Genomic DNA, 15171 nt, shown 5'->3' with positions numbered 1-15171 from the left:
CTAGAAAAGTTTGCTGCCATTCGGCACCTGGCCCGCCGGCTGTGCCAGCACAATATCCCCGTTCTCATCTGCAAAGCCAGTAACCAACACCTCCGACATAAAGCTGCCTATTTGCTTCCTGCCCAGGTTCACCACGCACAGCACCTGCTTTCCCACGAGTTCGCCGGGCGTGTAATGCTTCGTTATCTGCGCGCTTGATTTCCTGATGCCCAGCGGGCCCAGGTCTACCTGTACCTTGTAGGCTGGCCGGCGCGCCTCCGGAAATTCCTCAGCGGCGATGATAGTACCTACCCGTATATCAGTTTTCTCAAATTCCTGCCAGGATATCTGCTCCATGGCGTGTTCGGGAGTGTGCATGCTCTTTAAGTATAAGTTCTGGGGGCATAAGATAAGGATTCGTATCGTGTCTTTCCAAACCTGACGCCGTTAATGCTTCTATAAGAACCTCTACAACCCCAAGAAAAACCCTCCACAAGCCTAGCAGCAACATAAGCCCCGCCGCATCGTACTCCTAAGCATCTGGCAGCGCCCCCGGTAATGCCAACAAACCCATTTGTACAAAAAGAAACTATGAAAAAAGAATCCGGAGCCACAAAGTCGGTGTGGGTGGATCAGGTGCAGCTTCCTCCCACTGAGGCCTTGAACGAGAACATCACCTGCGATGTATGCATCGTGGGAGCAGGTATAGCAGGATTAACTACAGCCTATTTGTTATCGAAGGAGGGGCGAAAAGTAGTGGTGCTGGAGTCGAAGAATATTGGCGGCGGGGAGAGCAGCCGCACCACGGCGCACCTGTCCAATGCACTGGATGAGCAGTTTTATAACCTCGTAAAGCTCTTCGGAAAAGAGGGGGCGCGCCTTGCCTGCCAAAGCCATGGCCAAGCCATCGACAAGATTGAGGAGATTGTGGGGCAGGAAGACATCGACTGCGACTTTACCCGCGTGGACGGCTACCTGATTGCCACCACGCCGGATGAGGCGGAGAAACTGGGCCAGGAGCTGGAGGCCTTGCAGCAAATCGGGTGGCAGGACGTGATCATGCGCAAACACAGTCCCGTAGACACGCTTAGTACTTTCCCGTGCCTGCATTACCCTAACCAGGGCCGTTTCCACATCATGAAGTACCTGGCAGGCCTGGCAAAGGCCATCATGGAGAACGGGGGCAGAATCTTTACCGGAGCCCACGTGAAGGAATTTAAATCTGGGGCCGTGGCAACTGTGGTTACTACCCATAACCGCTCTGTTTCTGCCAATCACCTGGTGGTGGCCACCAACACGCCTGTAAATGACAGAATAACCATCCATACAAAGCAGGCGCCTTACCGCACCTATGCCATAGGGGTGCAGGTGCCCAAGGATACTGTTCCGGATGCCCTGTACTGGGACATGAAAGACCCGTACCACTACGTGCGCCTGCAGAAAGACACGGTAGGCGATGCAGCCAATGACATTTTGATTGTTGGGGGAGAGGATCACAAAACGGGGCAAAACCATAACCCGGCAGAGAGCTTCCGCAAACTCGAGGACTGGACCCGCCAGAAGTTCCCGATGGCAGGGCAGGTACAATACGTTTGGTCCGGGCAGGTGTACGAGCCGGTGGATGGTTTGGCCTATATTGGCCGCAACCCGGGGGATGAGGACAATGTGTACATTGCCACCGGCGACTCCGGCCACGGCATGACGCACGGCACCATTGCCGGTATGCTGATAACAGATCTAATCATGGAGCGCCCCAACCCATGGGCTAAACTTTACGACCCGTCCCGTTCACCGCTTAAGTCGGTGGGAGAGTACCTGAAAGAAAACCTGAACGTAGCGGCGCAGTTCAAAGACTATGTCACTCCCGGCGAGGTGGATGACCCGATGCAGGTACTGCCGGGCACTGGCAGCATCATGCGCAAAGGGGCTCAGAAAATTGCTGTATACTGTGATCAGGACGGGGTGCGGCACCAATGCTCCGCTGTATGCCCGCACATGGGCTGTGTGGTGAGTTGGAATACCGTAGAAAGCTCCTGGGACTGCCCATGCCACGGTTCACGCTTCGATCCGTTCGGTAAGGTAATCACTGGTCCCTCCACTGCAGACCTAGGAAAGGTTAACCAGGAATAACGAGCATTTATACTAACAAATAGAGGCCTGCCAGTAAAGCTACTGGTAGGCCTCTAATTTTTTAAGGCGGGCAGCTATACTATTGGCCCATACTTCCTGCTCCTCTTTATCCAACCCGTGGCGGGAGGCCTCGTCGAAGCGGTTCTGCTCTTCCTTCCAGCGCTTAAAGGCGGCGTTCACCACCTGGCTCAGTTTTACCTTATGGTTAGAGCAGTTTACCTGTTGCAGATCGTGCCGCAGCTGACGGGCATGCACCTCAGTCAGGTCGAAATGCAGCTGCTCATGGGCAAGCAGTTTGTCAGACCCTTTCCGTTTAGACCACGATTGCTGCGGCAAAAAAACGCAGGTTACGGTATAGGTAAACTGATTCTTCTTACAACTGGCATTCACTGCTAAATTGGCTGCCGTAAGGGCATGATGCGGGTTTGCGTCATCAGGTGCGGCTTTGAAGTCATCCCACGTAAGCCTTCTGTCAACAGACCAGGTGATCTGCTCATTAGTAGTACTTTCTATAGGAGAATACAGTAGAATATTTGTAAATGGCAGGACTGCAGCCCCTGCTTCGGGTTGGAGAAGAGGCAGCATTACTCTGGCCCAGAACGACAGGAACAGGGTAAAGGTAAACATGTAGGCTTTGGCTAAAAGTTGATACTGTTACTGCTGTGGCAACAGACCACCGGATTAAAAAGTGCCCCAAATTTGTACTTTACCTGAGTGCCAGGCGCGCGCTGAGCGCTTTAAACCTGATAGTGAGCAAGATAGCGGCGATAGAAAGCCCGATTAAAAGGCCCATCCATATCCCGTTTACCCCAAACCCGGCCTTAAAACAAAGCACGTATCCCACCGGTAGTCCCACCACCCAGTAAGCCAGTAACGAGATGAGCCCGGGGATTCGTACGTCCTCCAGCCCGCGCAGAGCTCCAAGCCCCACCACCTGCACGCCATCCGAAATCTGGAAAAGGGCCGCAATGATTAGAAGCCCGGAGGCGATCTGGATTACCTCCGGATCATCGATATACAACATCGGGATAAAGCGGTTCAGGAGCACCATCAGCAGAGCGCTTCCCAGCATAAACAGCGTGCCCATAGCCAGGTTGCTGAAGCCGGCGATACGCATGGCGCTGTAGTTGCCAAGCCCTTTCTGGTTGCTAACACGGATGGTGGCTGCCGCGGCGATACCACTGGCCATCATGTAAGTCACGGAAGCCACGTTAATGGCAATCTGGTGCGCGGCCAGCTCAGTGGCGCCCAGCCAGCCGATCATTACCGCCGAAAAGCTGAAGGCGCCCATCTCAAAAATCATCTGCAGGGAGATGGGCAGGCCCAGCCTAAACATGCGGTACATATGCACGAAGGAAAGGTGCCGGAGGCGCAGAAAGCGCCGGAAAATCTCGAAACGCTTGGCGTACAACACCCAGGCAGCCATAGCCAGGGCCATCACCACCCGGGAAATAAGCGTAGCCCAGCCGGCACCCAGCAGCCCCATCGGCTCAAAACCCAGCTTGCCAAAGATGAGAATGTAGTTGAGCAGCACATTAAGGGCATTGGCAAGTATGGAAATGTACATGGCCTGCTTTGTAAACGAGAGCCCCTCAGCAAACTGCCGGAATGCCTGAAAAATCATCAGCGGCACCATCGACAAGAACAGGACATTGATATAGGGAATGGCCAGCTCTACCACGTCGGTGGGTTGGTTCAGGATGGTGATGTAAGGCGAAAGAAAGTAGCCAGCGATGAAAAGCAAAATGCCCAGCAGCACATTTGAAACAAGCCCGTTGAGCAGCAGGAGCGAAATGCGGGTATAATTGCGGCGTCCATCGGCAGCCGCAATCAGGGGCGTGATGCTGTAGGACACGCCCAGCCCGAACACCATCGTAATCGTGAAGATACTGTTTCCCAGGGAGGCAGCGGCCAGGGGCGTGGTACCCGTCTGCCCTACCATCAGGCTATCAAACACACTAACCAAAATATGCCCTAGCTGGCTGAGCACCACTGGGTAGGCAAGTGTGAAATTCCGGGAGAAATGGTCCTTGTATTCGGAGAGGTTCATGCGGCGAAAAGGTAATAAGGCCGCAAAATTAGCTGAAATAACTGTAAAACGCAGGTTATTTCTGATGGCACTGATGAAAGTGAAGTATAGGCAAAAGTATAACTGTAACCAGCATAGCTAAATGCTTTATCGCGTGCCTGATAAGTAGTAAGTCAGCAGCCTTACTTGGCTTTATGCGATTTTATAGTTGACTAGGCAGGAGGAAGTATGAAAATAAGAGAATGCATATCCACTATTCTCAGTCCTCGGTTAAAAGTATAAGCCCCTGTCGCAGGCGCTGCATGGCGTCCTGCAGGCGGTGGGTTTCTACGGCAAACGACATGCGCACGTGGCCCGGTGCACCGAAAGAATCGCCAGGAGCAAGCTCGAGGTTATAACAGTTGCGCAGGTAGCGGCATAGATCGGCGGTGGTCTTCAGTTGCTCACCAGTAATGCTTGTCCGGTTAAGGTAGTGGCTCAGGTCCGGGAAAAAGTAATAAGCCCCGTCGGGCAGGTAGTAAGGCACGTGCGGGATGACTTCCAGCCCTTTCTGCATGAACTCCCGGTTCTTTGCCAATACCTGTTGCATGGGTGGCAGTTCCTGCTCGCGCGCCATTAGTACGGCCTCGGCGGCGTCCTGCGCAAACAGGCTCACCCCCGACAAAGTAGCTCGCTGAAATTCCGTGCAGCGCCTTACCAAATCTGCAGGGCCAAGTATAAACCCGAGCCGCCAGCCCGACATGGCAAAGGATTTGGAGAAACCGTTTACGACGATTGTTCTTGCCGCTTTCGCCCCCTGGCAGGAAAGGATAGAAGTAAAAGGCCTGCCGTAAGTAACAAGGTCATATATTTCATCGGAAATAAGGTATAGGTTCGGGAAATCGTTTACTACCTCCAGAAGCGCTTCAAGCTCCTCTTCCGTATAGATACGGCCTGTGGGGTTGCCTGGGTTAGTGAGCAGCAGGATACGGGTGCGGCTGGTGAGGGTGCCGCGTAGCATTTCAGGTGTCAGTTTATACCCGTCCGAGAGGCTAGTGGGTAGTGCGATGCCTTTAGCCGGGCTATACTTCAGCAACTCATGAAAGCCAAACCAGGCTGGGGTAGGCACCACTACTTCATCGTCTTCCTTAAGCAGCGTAGTAAACAGGTTGTAAAGCGCCTGCTTGGCACCGGGTGTTATGAGAACCTGCTCGGGCTGTAGCTCAATCCCATCGGCTCTATACTTTTGGATGATGGCACGCCGCAACGGAAGTGTGCCTTCGGTGGGGCCATACTTTGTCTTGTCGTTTTGCAGCGCAGCGATGGCAGCAGCGGTAGCCGACTCCGGGCTTCTGAAGTAACTGCTTCCTTCGGCAAGCGAGATAACCTCCATGGTTTCAGTTTGGGAGTTTAGGAGTTGTAGAACTTGGCGCCTTTAAAAGTATTAATTTCTATGCTACGCTGAACAGCACGTCAGCAAAGCCTTTCTGCTTGTCATAGAAAACGGTGTCCACGGCAAAGCCGCATTGCCGGCCCAGCCCCTCTACCTGCGGGATGCTGTACTTGTAGGAGTTTTCGGTATGAATGGCTTCCCAGGCATCAAAATGAACCGTTAAGCCCGCCTCGGAAATATGCACATCCTGCGCCTGTTTGCTTACCAGAAAGCTGCGCATCACGCCTTCCTGGGGGTTATAAATGGCATGATGGCAAAACTGGTCCACGTTAAAATCTGCGCCCAGCTCCCGGTTGATGCGGTGCAGCAAATTGAGGTTAAAGGCTGCCGTGATACCGGCCTCGTCGTTATAGGCATTAAGTATAATTCCCGGGTCCTTGCGCAGGTCCACGCCCATCAGCAGCTGGTCGCCTGCATGCAGGTAGCTGCGAATACTTTGGAGGAACGTTATACTTTCTGCTGCCTCAAAATTACCGATGTTGGAGCCCAGGAACAGCACGACTTTGCGCCCATCCTTGTTCTCCTGCAGCCATTCAAGCGCCTGAAAATACTCGCCTACCACGGCTTCTACCTTCAGTTGGGGCAGTTCCTGCTGCAGGCTTTCCGACAGCTCCAGCATGGCATCCTTCGAGATATCCACCGGCACATAATCAAAGCTGCGCTGCTGTGTCGTTAGCTCCTGCAACAACAGTTTTGTCTTTAGCGCATCCCCGGCACCCAGATCAATCAGGTGGAAGGAGCCGCCTTGGGAAAACTGGGTGGCCATACTTTCCTTGTTCTGCGTGAGTACCTCCAGCTCGCTACGGGTCAGGTAATACTCAGTCAAGTCCATAATCTGCTGAAAAAGCCGGCTGCCGGTGCCGTCGTAGAAGTAGCGGGAGGGGAGCGTTTTATACTTTGTACTGAGTCCTTCAGCCACGTCCCGGGCAAAGGTGCTGGTATGGGAGGAGCTTTCCTGGGCGCGGCTTAAGTCGATCATGGGTACTGTGGGGGTGTTTATCTGCATACTTATTTTTTAGTGGCTAGCCGGATACCGGTGTACTGCCAGCGCTTGTCAGGGTGAAAGAAATTACGGTAAGTGGTACGGATATGGCTTTCAGGAGTGGCACAGGAGCCACCACGGAGCACCATCTGGTTGATCATGAATTTGCCGTTATACTCCCCGATTGGGCCGGGAGCTTTTGAGAAGCCAGGATAGGGGTGGTAGGCACTGTAGGTCCATTCCCACAAATCGCCGAAAAGTTGCTGCACACCCTCTTTGGCCGGGTCTGCGGCGGCAGGCTCCAGCAAGCCGCTCTCCACAAAGTTGCCTTGCTGTGGCGGGTATGCCTGGCTGGCCGCCTCCCATTCATACTCGGTAAGCAGGCGCCTGCCCGACCAGTTGGCAAAGGCATCCGCCTCATAAAAACTCAGGTGGCAGACCGGCTCGTTCAGGTCTACTTTCTCCAGGCCGTGCAGGGTAAAGCGATGCCATTCCTCGTCCTGCTTCACCCAGTACAGCGGTGCCTCCAGGTGCTGTTCCTTTACCAGGGTGAAGCCCTCGTCCAGCCAGTGCCTGAAATCGCCGTAGCCGCCATCCTGCATAAACTCCAGGTATTCACCGTTGGTCACCAGCCGGTTCATGATCTCAAAATCCTCCAGCTGCACTTCGTGCACCCCCAACTCATTGTCAAAGCAAAAACCAGAACCCTGGTAACCGATGTTATACTTCCCACCCGGCACCTCCATGAATCGGGCAGGAGTGGCGATACTTTGCTTCTTGCGTGCTGCCTGCGGCTGGTAAGCCGGAAGCATGGGGTTAGTGCCCATTATATACTTGATGTCGGTGATAAGCAGCTCCTGGTGCTGCTGCTCGTGCTGCAGCCCTAATTCCAGCACGGGTCGGAACTGTTCCAGGTCCTTTGCCGGGAGCTCCTGCAATAGCCTGTTTACATGCTCGTCCACATACTTGCGGTAGGCCAGCACATCGCGCAGCGGCGGGCGCGTGAGGGTGCTGCGCTGGTGACGCAACACGCGGCTACCCAAGCTGTTGTAGTAAGAGTTGAACAGGTAGGCGTATTGCGGGTGAAAAACCTCGTATCCGGGCAAGTATGGCTTCAGGATAAGTGCCTCGAAAAACCAGCTGGTATGCGCCATGTGCCACTTGGGCGGGCTCACATCCACAATGGGCTGTACCACCGTATCCTCGGGCTCCAGGGGGTTGCAGATAATCTCGGTGCGTTTCCGGATCTGGTTAAAGCGCTCCAGTAAGGCTGGCGCGGCGGAGGTGGTTTGAATGCTCATTTATAATAGGGTTAGGGCTGAGGTAAGTATGGCTTTCTAAGGCTGTGTACGTAAAATGGCGCTTTTTCCGCCATCACATGGGCGCTACTTCTACGGCAATTCCCGTAAGAATGGTTTATCTTGCATAAAAACAGTTCCATATTTATGAGCCTCCAGCTAAGCTATACCCCACATACGCTGCAGTTTAAGTTTGATGCCCGCACCAGCCGCGGCGCCATCTCCGAGCATAAAGTATACTTTGTAAACGTGTGGGACACAGCCACTCCTGAAGTATACGGGCGCGGAGAGTGCGCTCCGCTGGCAGGCCTGAGCATAGACTACCGCCCGGATCTGGAGCATAAAATACGGCAGGTGGTAGAGCTGGTCAACAACCGGCAAGTGGAGCTTAGTACAGACGCGGAGCTGCCGCAGGAGCTAGGGTTGCAGGAGTGGTCCTCGCTGCGCTTTGCCCTGGAAACGGCTTTGCTGGACCTGGAGAACGGCGGCAGCGGGCTGATCTATGACAATGCCTTTAGCCGTGGCGAAAAGGGCATTCCGATAAATGGGCTGGTGTGGATGGGCGACCGGGCGTTTATGCAGCAGCAGATTGAGCAGAAACTCAATGACGGCTATACATGCCTGAAGCTCAAGATCGGCAGCCTGGACTTTAAAACTGAGTTGGAGATCCTGCAACGTATACGCGAGGTGGCCGGTGCCGATCAGCTGACGGTGCGGGTGGACGCCAACGGGGCTTTCACGCCACAGGAGGCTTACAAAAAACTGGAGCGCCTGGCAAAGTATGAGCTGCACTCCATCGAGCAGCCCATCCGGCAGGGGCAGGGGCAGGAAATGGCGCAGCTGTGCGCCTATACGCCCGTGCCCATCGCTTTGGATGAGGAGCTGATCGGTGTGCAGGAACCAGAGGCAAAGGACGAGCTGCTGGAAAGTATAAAACCGCAGTACATCATCCTGAAACCAACATTGGTCGGCGGGCTGTCAGCTAGTTCAGAATGGATAAGCATGGCGGAGGCACGCCAGATAGGCTGGTGGATGACTTCAGCGCTGGAATCGAATATCGGCCTGAATGCCATTGCGCAGTTTACGGCACAGTATGACATTACCTTGCCACAGGGCCTCGGCACAGGGCAGCTTTACCACAACAACATCCCCTCGCCGCTGCAGATCCGCCATGGGGAGCTGTGGCGGGCATGTTGAATGAGAGAATGAGTGGATGAGTGAATGTTTTATACTTTAGCTATCCCGTTAAAGATGCTGACTGTAGGGAGTTTAAGAAACAGCCCTAAGTATAAATTAGACTATTTATCCATCATTCACTCATCCACTCATTCAGAACTCACTCATTTACTTCAATATCAGCTCACGTTCGTTGTCTTGATAAGCAGCTTGCGGTACTTGGTAAAGATGCTAGACTTAGAGACAAAGCCCAAGTATAGATCGCCCTCCAGTACAGGCAGGTTCCAGGCACCCGACTCGTCGAACTTCTTCATAACATCGGCCATGCTGTCGTCGTACTGCACAATGGCAGGGGGCTTTATCATCAGCTCCTTCACTTTCACCTTGTCATACTTTTCGGTCTTGAACATGATCTCGCGCACGTTCTCCAAAAGTATAACGCCGTCCAGCTTACCTTCTGCCGTTACCACCGGAAACAGGTTGCGGCGCGAATGGGCAATCACATCCACAAACTCTCCCAGTGTGGCCTCCGGCGATACCGGCTGAAACTCTGTCTCGATCAGGTGCCGGATTTTCATGATGCGCAGGATGGTTTTGTCCTTGTTGTGGGTGAGCAGGTGGCCTTTTTGGGCCAGCTTTTTCGTATCAAGAGAGTAGGGCTCAAAGTACTTTACCAGCGCAAACGAAGTAGCCGCTACTAGCATCAAGGGTATCATCAGCGTGTAGCCGCCGGTAATCTCTGCTATGAGGAAAACTGCTGTGAGCGGCGCATGCATCACCCCACTCAGGATACCGGCCATGCCCACCATCGCGAAGCTGCCGGTAGGCAGGTTTCCCAGGTTGAGCATGTTGAGAAGGCGTGAAAAGAAAAAACCGGTGCTGGCCCCCACAAACATGGAGGGTGCAAAATTTCCCCCATTACCACCGGAAGCAATGGTAATGGTTGTCGCTACTACCTTTACCAGCGCCAGCGCCCCCACAAAGCAAAGTATAAGCCACTCGTTCGTGCCGAAAAACGCTAGCCAGCTTTCCTGCAGCAGTTGCTCCGCCTCCCCACGCTCCAGCACCCTGATGGCATCATATCCTTCCCCGAAAAATGGCGGAAAAAGCATGATGAGCAGGCCCAGCAGCGCACCGCCTATCAGGGCGCGCTTCAAAAAGGAGGTTTTATACTCTTCAAACAGGTCCTCGACGCGTAGGGCCATTCGGGTATAGTACACCGACACCATGCCGCAAAGTATGCCCAGCAATACATAAAAAGGCACGTGCTCCGCTGCAAAAAACTCGGTTTTGCTAATGTTGAACAGGATATCCTCCTCCAGAATAATCTTCGAGCAGAGCGCTCCCACCACAGCAGAGATAATAAGCGGGATAAAGGCAGAGATGCTGATATCAGTCAGCAGGACCTCGATGGCGAACAGCACCCCGGCAATGGGCGCGTTAAATACGGCGGCAATACCCGCAGCGGCACCGGAGGCGAGCATCAGGGTGCGATCGCGGTAGTTGAGGTGATAGTCGCGGCCATAGTTGGAGCCGATGGCAGAGCCTGTGACAACAATCGGCGACTCCAGACCGGCCGAGCCCCCAAAACCCGCCGTGATGGCGCTGGTGAGCACATGCGAGTACATTTTGTGCCGCTCCAGCATGCTCGATTTCTGAGAGATGGTAAACAGCACATTCGCCGTGCCCCGGCCGATGCTCCCCTTGAAGAAATACCGGACAATTAAGACCGTAAGCAGTATGCCCACCATCGGAAACACCACCAGCCAGTAGGGCTGGCTGAGCAGGCGGTTGCCGTAGGCCAGCATCACCTGAATGTAGTGCACCAGCGATTTGAGGATAACTGCCGCCAAACCAGCCGTAAGGCCCACCAACACGCTCGAGATAAGCATGAATTCCCGGTCGGAAGTACGGCGGCGCAGCCACAGGAGTGGTATCTTGGTTTTTCTGTAAGGTGTTGGCATTAGTAGGGAGGAGCCAGATGTTGGTGACAGTTTAATTTACAAAAGTAGATAGAGCTGGAAATGAGCACAATTATTTTTTGCACTCTTTTTATCGCCTACTTTTTGAAAAATGTTGCGTAGCAGCCTAACCCGGAGCAGGCTTTAGCTGTTAATATAGGTGCAGACAATTGATAGGGAACGAAAAAGTAATGTATGGGAAAACGGGTAGATCATCCTTTTTATAATCTGGAGCTTCCACAGGAGCACGGGCCATTCCATGTAATCGGGGATGTGCACGGCTGTTTCGACGAGCTACAGGAACTGCTGCGGCTGCTTGGCTACAACGTGCAATTTAACAAAAGCGAGGCAAAGTATGAGGTGGTGCCGCCTGCAGGTGCCAAGGCTGTATTTGTAGGCGACCTGGTGGACCGCGGCCCTAACTCGCCGGAGGTGCTGCGCCTGGTGATGGACATGGTGGAGCAGGGGATTGCCTACTGTGTGTCGGGCAACCACGACGACAAGCTGCTGCGCTTGCTGCTGGGGCGCAACGTGCAGGTGCGGCACGGGCTGGAGCTTACCAAAGCCCAGATGGAACGCTACGACGACGCATTCCGGGAGCGTGTAAAGGTTTTTCTGAGCAAGCTGCCGCACCACGTTATCCTGGACGAGGCGCGGCTGGTGGTGGCTCACGCCGGCTTGGAGGAAAGGCTGCACGGCCGTAATTCCAAGGGAGTGCGCGAACTGTGCCTCTACGGGCCAACAACCGGCGAGCTGGACGAGAAGGGCCTGCCAATTCGCCTCGACTGGGCTGCTGAATACTGCGGGAAGGCCATCGTAGTATATGGCCACACGCCGGTACAAGAGCCGCGCTGGCGCAACAATACCATTAACATAGACACGGGCTGCGTATTTGGCGGCCGGCTAACAGCCCTAACGTATCCTGACCACATAATCACCTCTGTGGAGTCGCACCACACCTATGCCGAGTCGGTGAGGCCGTTTATACTTTACCAGCAGCATCACCAGCACCACCATCCTTCTCCATCATAGCGGGGGGCACTTCCTCCGTATACCTGTCTTGGTTGGTGTGCCGCTCCAGCCTGTGCTTCATCAGGTATCCTTTAAACTCCTCCAGGTTTGTCTTCCCCCAAAAAGCAATACCGTTCTGCACCGCCGTGCGTCCGATAACATGGGCTGCCACAGGTGCTGTAACATAGGTGAAGGTAATAATGGCCAGCACCTTCAGCAATACGCCAGGCTGGTTAAAGTATATGGCCATGCCCATCAGGATAAGACCTAAGCCTAGCGTAGAGCCCTTGGTGATGGCCGACATGCGGATGTAAAAATCCGGAAAGCGAAGCAGTCCAATAGAGGCAATCAGCATAAAGCAGGCCCCCGCCAGTATAAATACACAGCTTATAATTTCCCGTACCAGTTCCCAATCTATACTTGTTTCCATAAGCTACTTGGTTATCCTCATGATGTAATAGGCAAAGGAGATGGAGCCCAAAAACCCGAACAGCGACAGGATCATGGCTACATCTATAAAGTCCTCATTGTTGGTAAGCTCTGTGAAGATGACGATGATGCCGATAACGTTGGCCACAAACAAATCGAAGGCTGTGACGCGGTCAGGCAGGGTAGGGCCTATGGCAAAGCGGATGGCGGTGAGCAGCAGGCACACGCTCTGCATCACAATCCCCACAATTAAAGTTATCTGAAATATACTCATGCGGTCAGTTCCAAAATGCGTCGTTCGTATCCGTTTTTTATGTGCTGCTTCAGGTGTTGCACATCCCCATGCTTGAGGTACAGCGTGTGCACGAAAAGGGTGGAGCGATCTTCACTCACGTCGATACTTAAGGTACCGGGGGTTAGGCCAAGCAGGTTGGCAAGCAACGAGATTTCCAGGTCCGTCTTAGCGGTTAAGGGATAGGCCATTACCGTAGGCTGTATCCGGAAGTGCGGGGTAATGATGTCGTAAGCGATTTTAAGGTTAGCGACAAGAAGCTCCTTGATGAAGAAAAGTATAAAATACAGCAGCTTGGGCAGTTTATGGAAGTAGGTGCGCCGGTAGAAGTATGTGCTCAGCCAAAGTATAAACATTACCGCCGCAAATAGAAGGGTGGCGCTGATAGCGGTATAGGGCATGCCTCCAGTAATAGCATGCTGAAAGGCAAAGTAGGTCAAGAAAGCGGCCATAATGGCGTGAATCAGAAGTAACCTCATACAGTTGGTCTATTTAACAGCCTTGTTGGATAATACCGTATCTGTATACGGTTCGATGTGCAGGAGGCGTTCGGCTGCCTGCTCCGAGATCCTGACAAGCGGCCGGGCATACACCCCGATCAGAAGAATAACCCCCAGCAACATGGTTACGGGCAAGTATAATTGCCACAGCCGCAGCGGGTTTACCGGCGTCACCAAGCTTCCCTTTCGTACGGACACAGGCCTTGGTTTCCAGAAAACCTCGTTCCAGATCTTAGTCATGGAGAAGAGGGTGATGATACTCACAAAAAGCGAAACACCCACCAGCACATACTCGCCGGCCTCCAGGCCCGCCCGCGCCAGCATCAGCTTCCCCCAAAATCCCGAGCTTGGCGGTGTTCCGGCCAGGCTAAGCGCCGATAAAATGAACAGCACCGACAGCATGGGTTGCTGCAGGTACACACCGCCCAACCTTTTGAGGGAGGAGGTACGGTAGCGCTGCGCCACGATGCCGCTTATCAAAAACAGATTCGTTTTTACCAGGATGTTGTGCACAATAAAGAACACGCTGCCCGCCAGGGCCAGGGGCGTGTAAATCGCCAGCCCCATCAGCATGTACCCGATCTGGCTGATAATATGGAAGGAAAGAATCTTCTTGAAATCAGTTTGGGCGGCAGCCCCTATCACCCCAATCAACATGGTAAGGGCCGCTAGCACAACCATCAGCGGCAGCATGAACCCCAGGTCGGAAATGAACAGGAGCGTGAACAGGCGTATCAAGGTATAAATCCCGACCTTGGTGAGCAGCCCGGCAATAAAGGCCGAGATGGCAACCGGCGGCGTGTGATAGGAGGCAGGCAGCCAGAAGAACAAGGGGAAAATAGCAGCCTTGATGCCAAAGCCTGCCAGGAAGAATACGCTGACCATGCTGAGCAAGGGCAGGTTGGGATGCTCCGGCTGTCGCACCAGCATAGCCAACTCCGCCAGGTTTAGCGAGCCGTACAGGCTATACATAATGCCGATGCCCGTTAGCAGCAGCCCCGACGCCAGAAAATTGATGGTCACATACTTGAGCGTACCCTCCAGCTGTCCCTTGGTGCCCCCCAGGCTCAGCAGCGCAAAGCAGCAGATCAGGAGCAACTCAAACCAAACGTACAGGTTAAACAAATCACCGGTAAGGCAAACGCCGGCCACCCCCATCTGCAGCAGGAGCAAAAGCGGGTAATAGCCAAACCGCCTGCGGGTAATGTCCAGCCCCTGCAGCGAGAACAGGTAAACGGCCAACCCTATGACACCGGCTGTTACAAGTATAAGCGCGCTGAGCACATCCGCCGCCAGGGTAATGCCAAAAGGGGCAGGCCAGTTGCCGACCTGGGTGGAAATAACCTCTGCCTCAAGCACCCGCTGCAGTAGAATCATGCCAGCCACCAGCCACGCCACCTGAAAAATGCCTGCCATCACAGTCTGCCACTGTTCCCGCTGCCAGAAGGCAAGGCAGAGCAGCGCCCCGTAAAGTGGAAGTAGTAAAGGCAAAACGAGCAGTAAATCTGATGGCATATAGTAAGGTTCAGCGTGATATTTCTGTTGCGTAAACGCAGCTATACCGGGTACGGATGCTGCAGGTTATGTTTGGCGTAATCTAGTGATGTTCGTTCTCCTTGTTTAAATCGTCCACGTTGTTGGATTTAAAGGTCATGTATACCCTGCGGATGAGGACGATGGAGAAGGCCTGAATACCAAAGCCGATTACAATGGCCGTGAGCAGCAGGGCCTGCGGAACGGGGTCGGCGTAGGGTTCTGTGGCCACCTGTTGTTCGCCGCTGATGATGGCACTGCCGCCGCGCGTCAGGCCGCCTATAACAAATAAAAACAGGTTGGTAGCCAGCCCGAAGAGTATAAGTCCTAGTATTACCTTAAACAGGTGGCGGTGAAGTATAAAGTACATGCCCACAGCAAACAGCGTTCCGACCATGAGCGGCAGCAGGGTTTCCATT

At 53.7% G+C, this 15171-nt stretch carries 15 protein-coding genes; 3 read left to right on the top strand and 12 right to left on the bottom strand.

All coding sequences use genetic code 11. From position 1 onward, the window contains the following. Positions 1 to 357, bottom strand: coding sequence for a tRNA-binding protein (locus tag BM040_RS01490; protein WP_217646679.1), 357 nt, complete (start codon positions 355 to 357; stop codon positions 1 to 3). Between the two features lie 213 nt (positions 358 to 570). Between BM040_RS01490 and BM040_RS01485 the strand changes: the two genes are divergently transcribed. Continuing rightward, the gene (locus tag BM040_RS01485; protein WP_092099427.1) at positions 571 to 2109 is read left to right on the top strand and encodes an FAD-dependent oxidoreductase; all 1539 of its coding nucleotides are present in this window, start codon (positions 571 to 573) and stop codon (positions 2107 to 2109) included. A 39-nt stretch (positions 2110 to 2148) separates the two neighbouring features. On the opposite strand, the gene BM040_RS01480 is transcribed toward BM040_RS01485, so the two are convergent. The 5 genes from BM040_RS01480 to egtB all read right to left on the bottom strand — a co-directional run bounded on the left by BM040_RS01480 (position 2149) and on the right by egtB (position 7853). Beyond that, positions 2149 to 2736: a DUF922 domain-containing protein gene (locus BM040_RS01480; RefSeq protein WP_092098310.1), complete on the bottom strand. Its 588-nt coding sequence runs from the start codon at positions 2734 to 2736 to the stop codon at positions 2149 to 2151. A gap of 79 nt (positions 2737 to 2815) precedes the next feature. Then, positions 2816 to 4159, bottom strand: a complete 1344-nt coding sequence (locus BM040_RS01475; RefSeq protein ID WP_092098308.1) for an MATE family efflux transporter — start codon at positions 4157 to 4159, stop codon at positions 2816 to 2818. 238 nt (positions 4160 to 4397) lie between these two features. Continuing rightward, positions 4398 to 5510: a pyridoxal phosphate-dependent aminotransferase gene (locus BM040_RS01470; protein ID WP_092098306.1), complete on the bottom strand. Its 1113-nt coding sequence runs from the start codon at positions 5508 to 5510 to the stop codon at positions 4398 to 4400. A 58-nt stretch (positions 5511 to 5568) separates the two neighbouring features. Further along, positions 5569 to 6576 (bottom strand): L-histidine N(alpha)-methyltransferase, encoded by a 1008-nt coding sequence (gene egtD / locus BM040_RS01465; RefSeq protein WP_092098304.1) that lies wholly within the window; start codon positions 6574 to 6576, stop codon positions 5569 to 5571. 2 nt (positions 6577 to 6578) lie between these two features. Further along, complete coding sequence (gene egtB / locus BM040_RS01460; protein WP_092098302.1) at positions 6579 to 7853, bottom strand: ergothioneine biosynthesis protein EgtB; 1275 nt, start codon at positions 7851 to 7853, stop codon at positions 6579 to 6581. A 144-nt stretch (positions 7854 to 7997) separates the two neighbouring features. Here egtB and BM040_RS01455 point away from each other — a divergent pair, with 144 nt between their 5' ends. Then, on the top strand, positions 7998 to 9047 hold the full coding sequence (locus BM040_RS01455; RefSeq protein ID WP_092098300.1) for an o-succinylbenzoate synthase: 1050 nt from the start codon (positions 7998 to 8000) through the stop codon (positions 9045 to 9047). A 158-nt stretch (positions 9048 to 9205) separates the two neighbouring features. Here the strand turns inward: BM040_RS01455 and BM040_RS01450 are convergent, their stop codons facing one another. Continuing rightward, positions 9206 to 10990, bottom strand: coding sequence for a chloride channel protein (locus tag BM040_RS01450; RefSeq protein ID WP_092098298.1), 1785 nt, complete (start codon positions 10988 to 10990; stop codon positions 9206 to 9208). A 192-nt stretch (positions 10991 to 11182) separates the two neighbouring features. On the opposite strand from BM040_RS01450, the gene BM040_RS01445 reads away from it, so the two are divergent. Next, positions 11183 to 12019, top strand: coding sequence for a metallophosphoesterase (locus BM040_RS01445; RefSeq protein WP_092098296.1), 837 nt, complete (start codon positions 11183 to 11185; stop codon positions 12017 to 12019). Here BM040_RS01445 and mnhG read toward each other — a convergent pair. From mnhG to BM040_RS01420, 5 genes are all read right to left on the bottom strand, one after another. Then, entirely contained in the window at positions 11970 to 12428 is a 459-nt protein-coding gene (gene mnhG / locus BM040_RS01440) for a monovalent cation/H(+) antiporter subunit G (protein ID WP_092098294.1), read from the bottom strand. The genes BM040_RS01445 and mnhG overlap by 50 nt on opposite strands. A gap of 3 nt (positions 12429 to 12431) precedes the next feature. Beyond that, positions 12432 to 12701, bottom strand: a complete 270-nt coding sequence (locus BM040_RS01435) for an MrpF/PhaF family protein (protein WP_092098292.1) — start codon at positions 12699 to 12701, stop codon at positions 12432 to 12434. Then, complete coding sequence (locus BM040_RS01430) at positions 12698 to 13198, bottom strand: Na+/H+ antiporter subunit E (protein WP_092098290.1); 501 nt, start codon at positions 13196 to 13198, stop codon at positions 12698 to 12700. Before BM040_RS01430 ends, BM040_RS01435 begins: the two co-directional genes overlap by 4 nt. 9 nt (positions 13199 to 13207) lie before the next feature. Then, positions 13208 to 14734 carry a proton-conducting transporter transmembrane domain-containing protein gene (locus BM040_RS01425; RefSeq protein ID WP_092098289.1) on the bottom strand — a complete coding sequence of 509 codons (1527 nt, stop codon included), beginning with the start codon at positions 14732 to 14734 and terminating at the stop codon, positions 13208 to 13210. An 82-nt stretch (positions 14735 to 14816) separates the two neighbouring features. Then, entirely contained in the window at positions 14817 to 15170 is a 354-nt protein-coding gene (locus BM040_RS01420) for a Na+/H+ antiporter subunit C (protein WP_092098287.1), read from the bottom strand. Between the last annotated feature and the right edge of the window lies 1 nt (position 15171).

Source organism: Pontibacter chinhatensis (genome assembly GCF_900113285.1).
Classification (GTDB): Bacteria; Bacteroidota; Bacteroidia; order Cytophagales; family Hymenobacteraceae; genus Pontibacter; species Pontibacter chinhatensis.
Note: the sequence above shows the minus strand (reverse complement) of the source record. Positions and strands in the feature narration are given on the sequence as shown.

Excerpts from the sequence above, each read along its gene's own strand:
- BM040_RS01490 (WP_217646679.1), bottom strand. The coding sequence starts at position 357 with ATGCACACTCCCGAACACGCCATGGAGCAGATATCCTGGCAGGAATTT.
- BM040_RS01485 (WP_092099427.1), top strand. The coding sequence starts at position 571 with ATGAAAAAAGAATCCGGAGCCACAAAGTCGGTGTGGGTGGATCAGGTG.
- BM040_RS01480 (WP_092098310.1), bottom strand. The coding sequence starts at position 2,736 with ATGTTTACCTTTACCCTGTTCCTGTCGTTCTGGGCCAGAGTAATGCTG.
- BM040_RS01475 (WP_092098308.1), bottom strand. The coding sequence starts at position 4,159 with ATGAACCTCTCCGAATACAAGGACCATTTCTCCCGGAATTTCACACTT.
- BM040_RS01470 (WP_092098306.1), bottom strand. The coding sequence starts at position 5,510 with ATGGAGGTTATCTCGCTTGCCGAAGGAAGCAGTTACTTCAGAAGCCCG.
- egtD (WP_092098304.1), bottom strand. The coding sequence starts at position 6,576 with ATGCAGATAAACACCCCCACAGTACCCATGATCGACTTAAGCCGCGCC.
- egtB (WP_092098302.1), bottom strand. The coding sequence starts at position 7,853 with ATGAGCATTCAAACCACCTCCGCCGCGCCAGCCTTACTGGAGCGCTTT.
- BM040_RS01455 (WP_092098300.1), top strand. The coding sequence starts at position 7,998 with ATGAGCCTCCAGCTAAGCTATACCCCACATACGCTGCAGTTTAAGTTT.
- BM040_RS01450 (WP_092098298.1), bottom strand. The coding sequence starts at position 10,990 with ATGCCAACACCTTACAGAAAAACCAAGATACCACTCCTGTGGCTGCGC.
- BM040_RS01445 (WP_092098296.1), top strand. The coding sequence starts at position 11,183 with ATGGGAAAACGGGTAGATCATCCTTTTTATAATCTGGAGCTTCCACAG.
- mnhG (WP_092098294.1), bottom strand. The coding sequence starts at position 12,428 with ATGGAAACAAGTATAGATTGGGAACTGGTACGGGAAATTATAAGCTGT.
- BM040_RS01435 (WP_092098292.1), bottom strand. The coding sequence starts at position 12,701 with ATGAGTATATTTCAGATAACTTTAATTGTGGGGATTGTGATGCAGAGC.
- BM040_RS01430 (WP_092098290.1), bottom strand. The coding sequence starts at position 13,198 with ATGAGGTTACTTCTGATTCACGCCATTATGGCCGCTTTCTTGACCTAC.
- BM040_RS01425 (WP_092098289.1), bottom strand. The coding sequence starts at position 14,734 with ATGCCATCAGATTTACTGCTCGTTTTGCCTTTACTACTTCCACTTTAC.
- BM040_RS01420 (WP_092098287.1), bottom strand. The coding sequence starts at position 15,170 with ATGGAAACCCTGCTGCCGCTCATGGTCGGAACGCTGTTTGCTGTGGGC.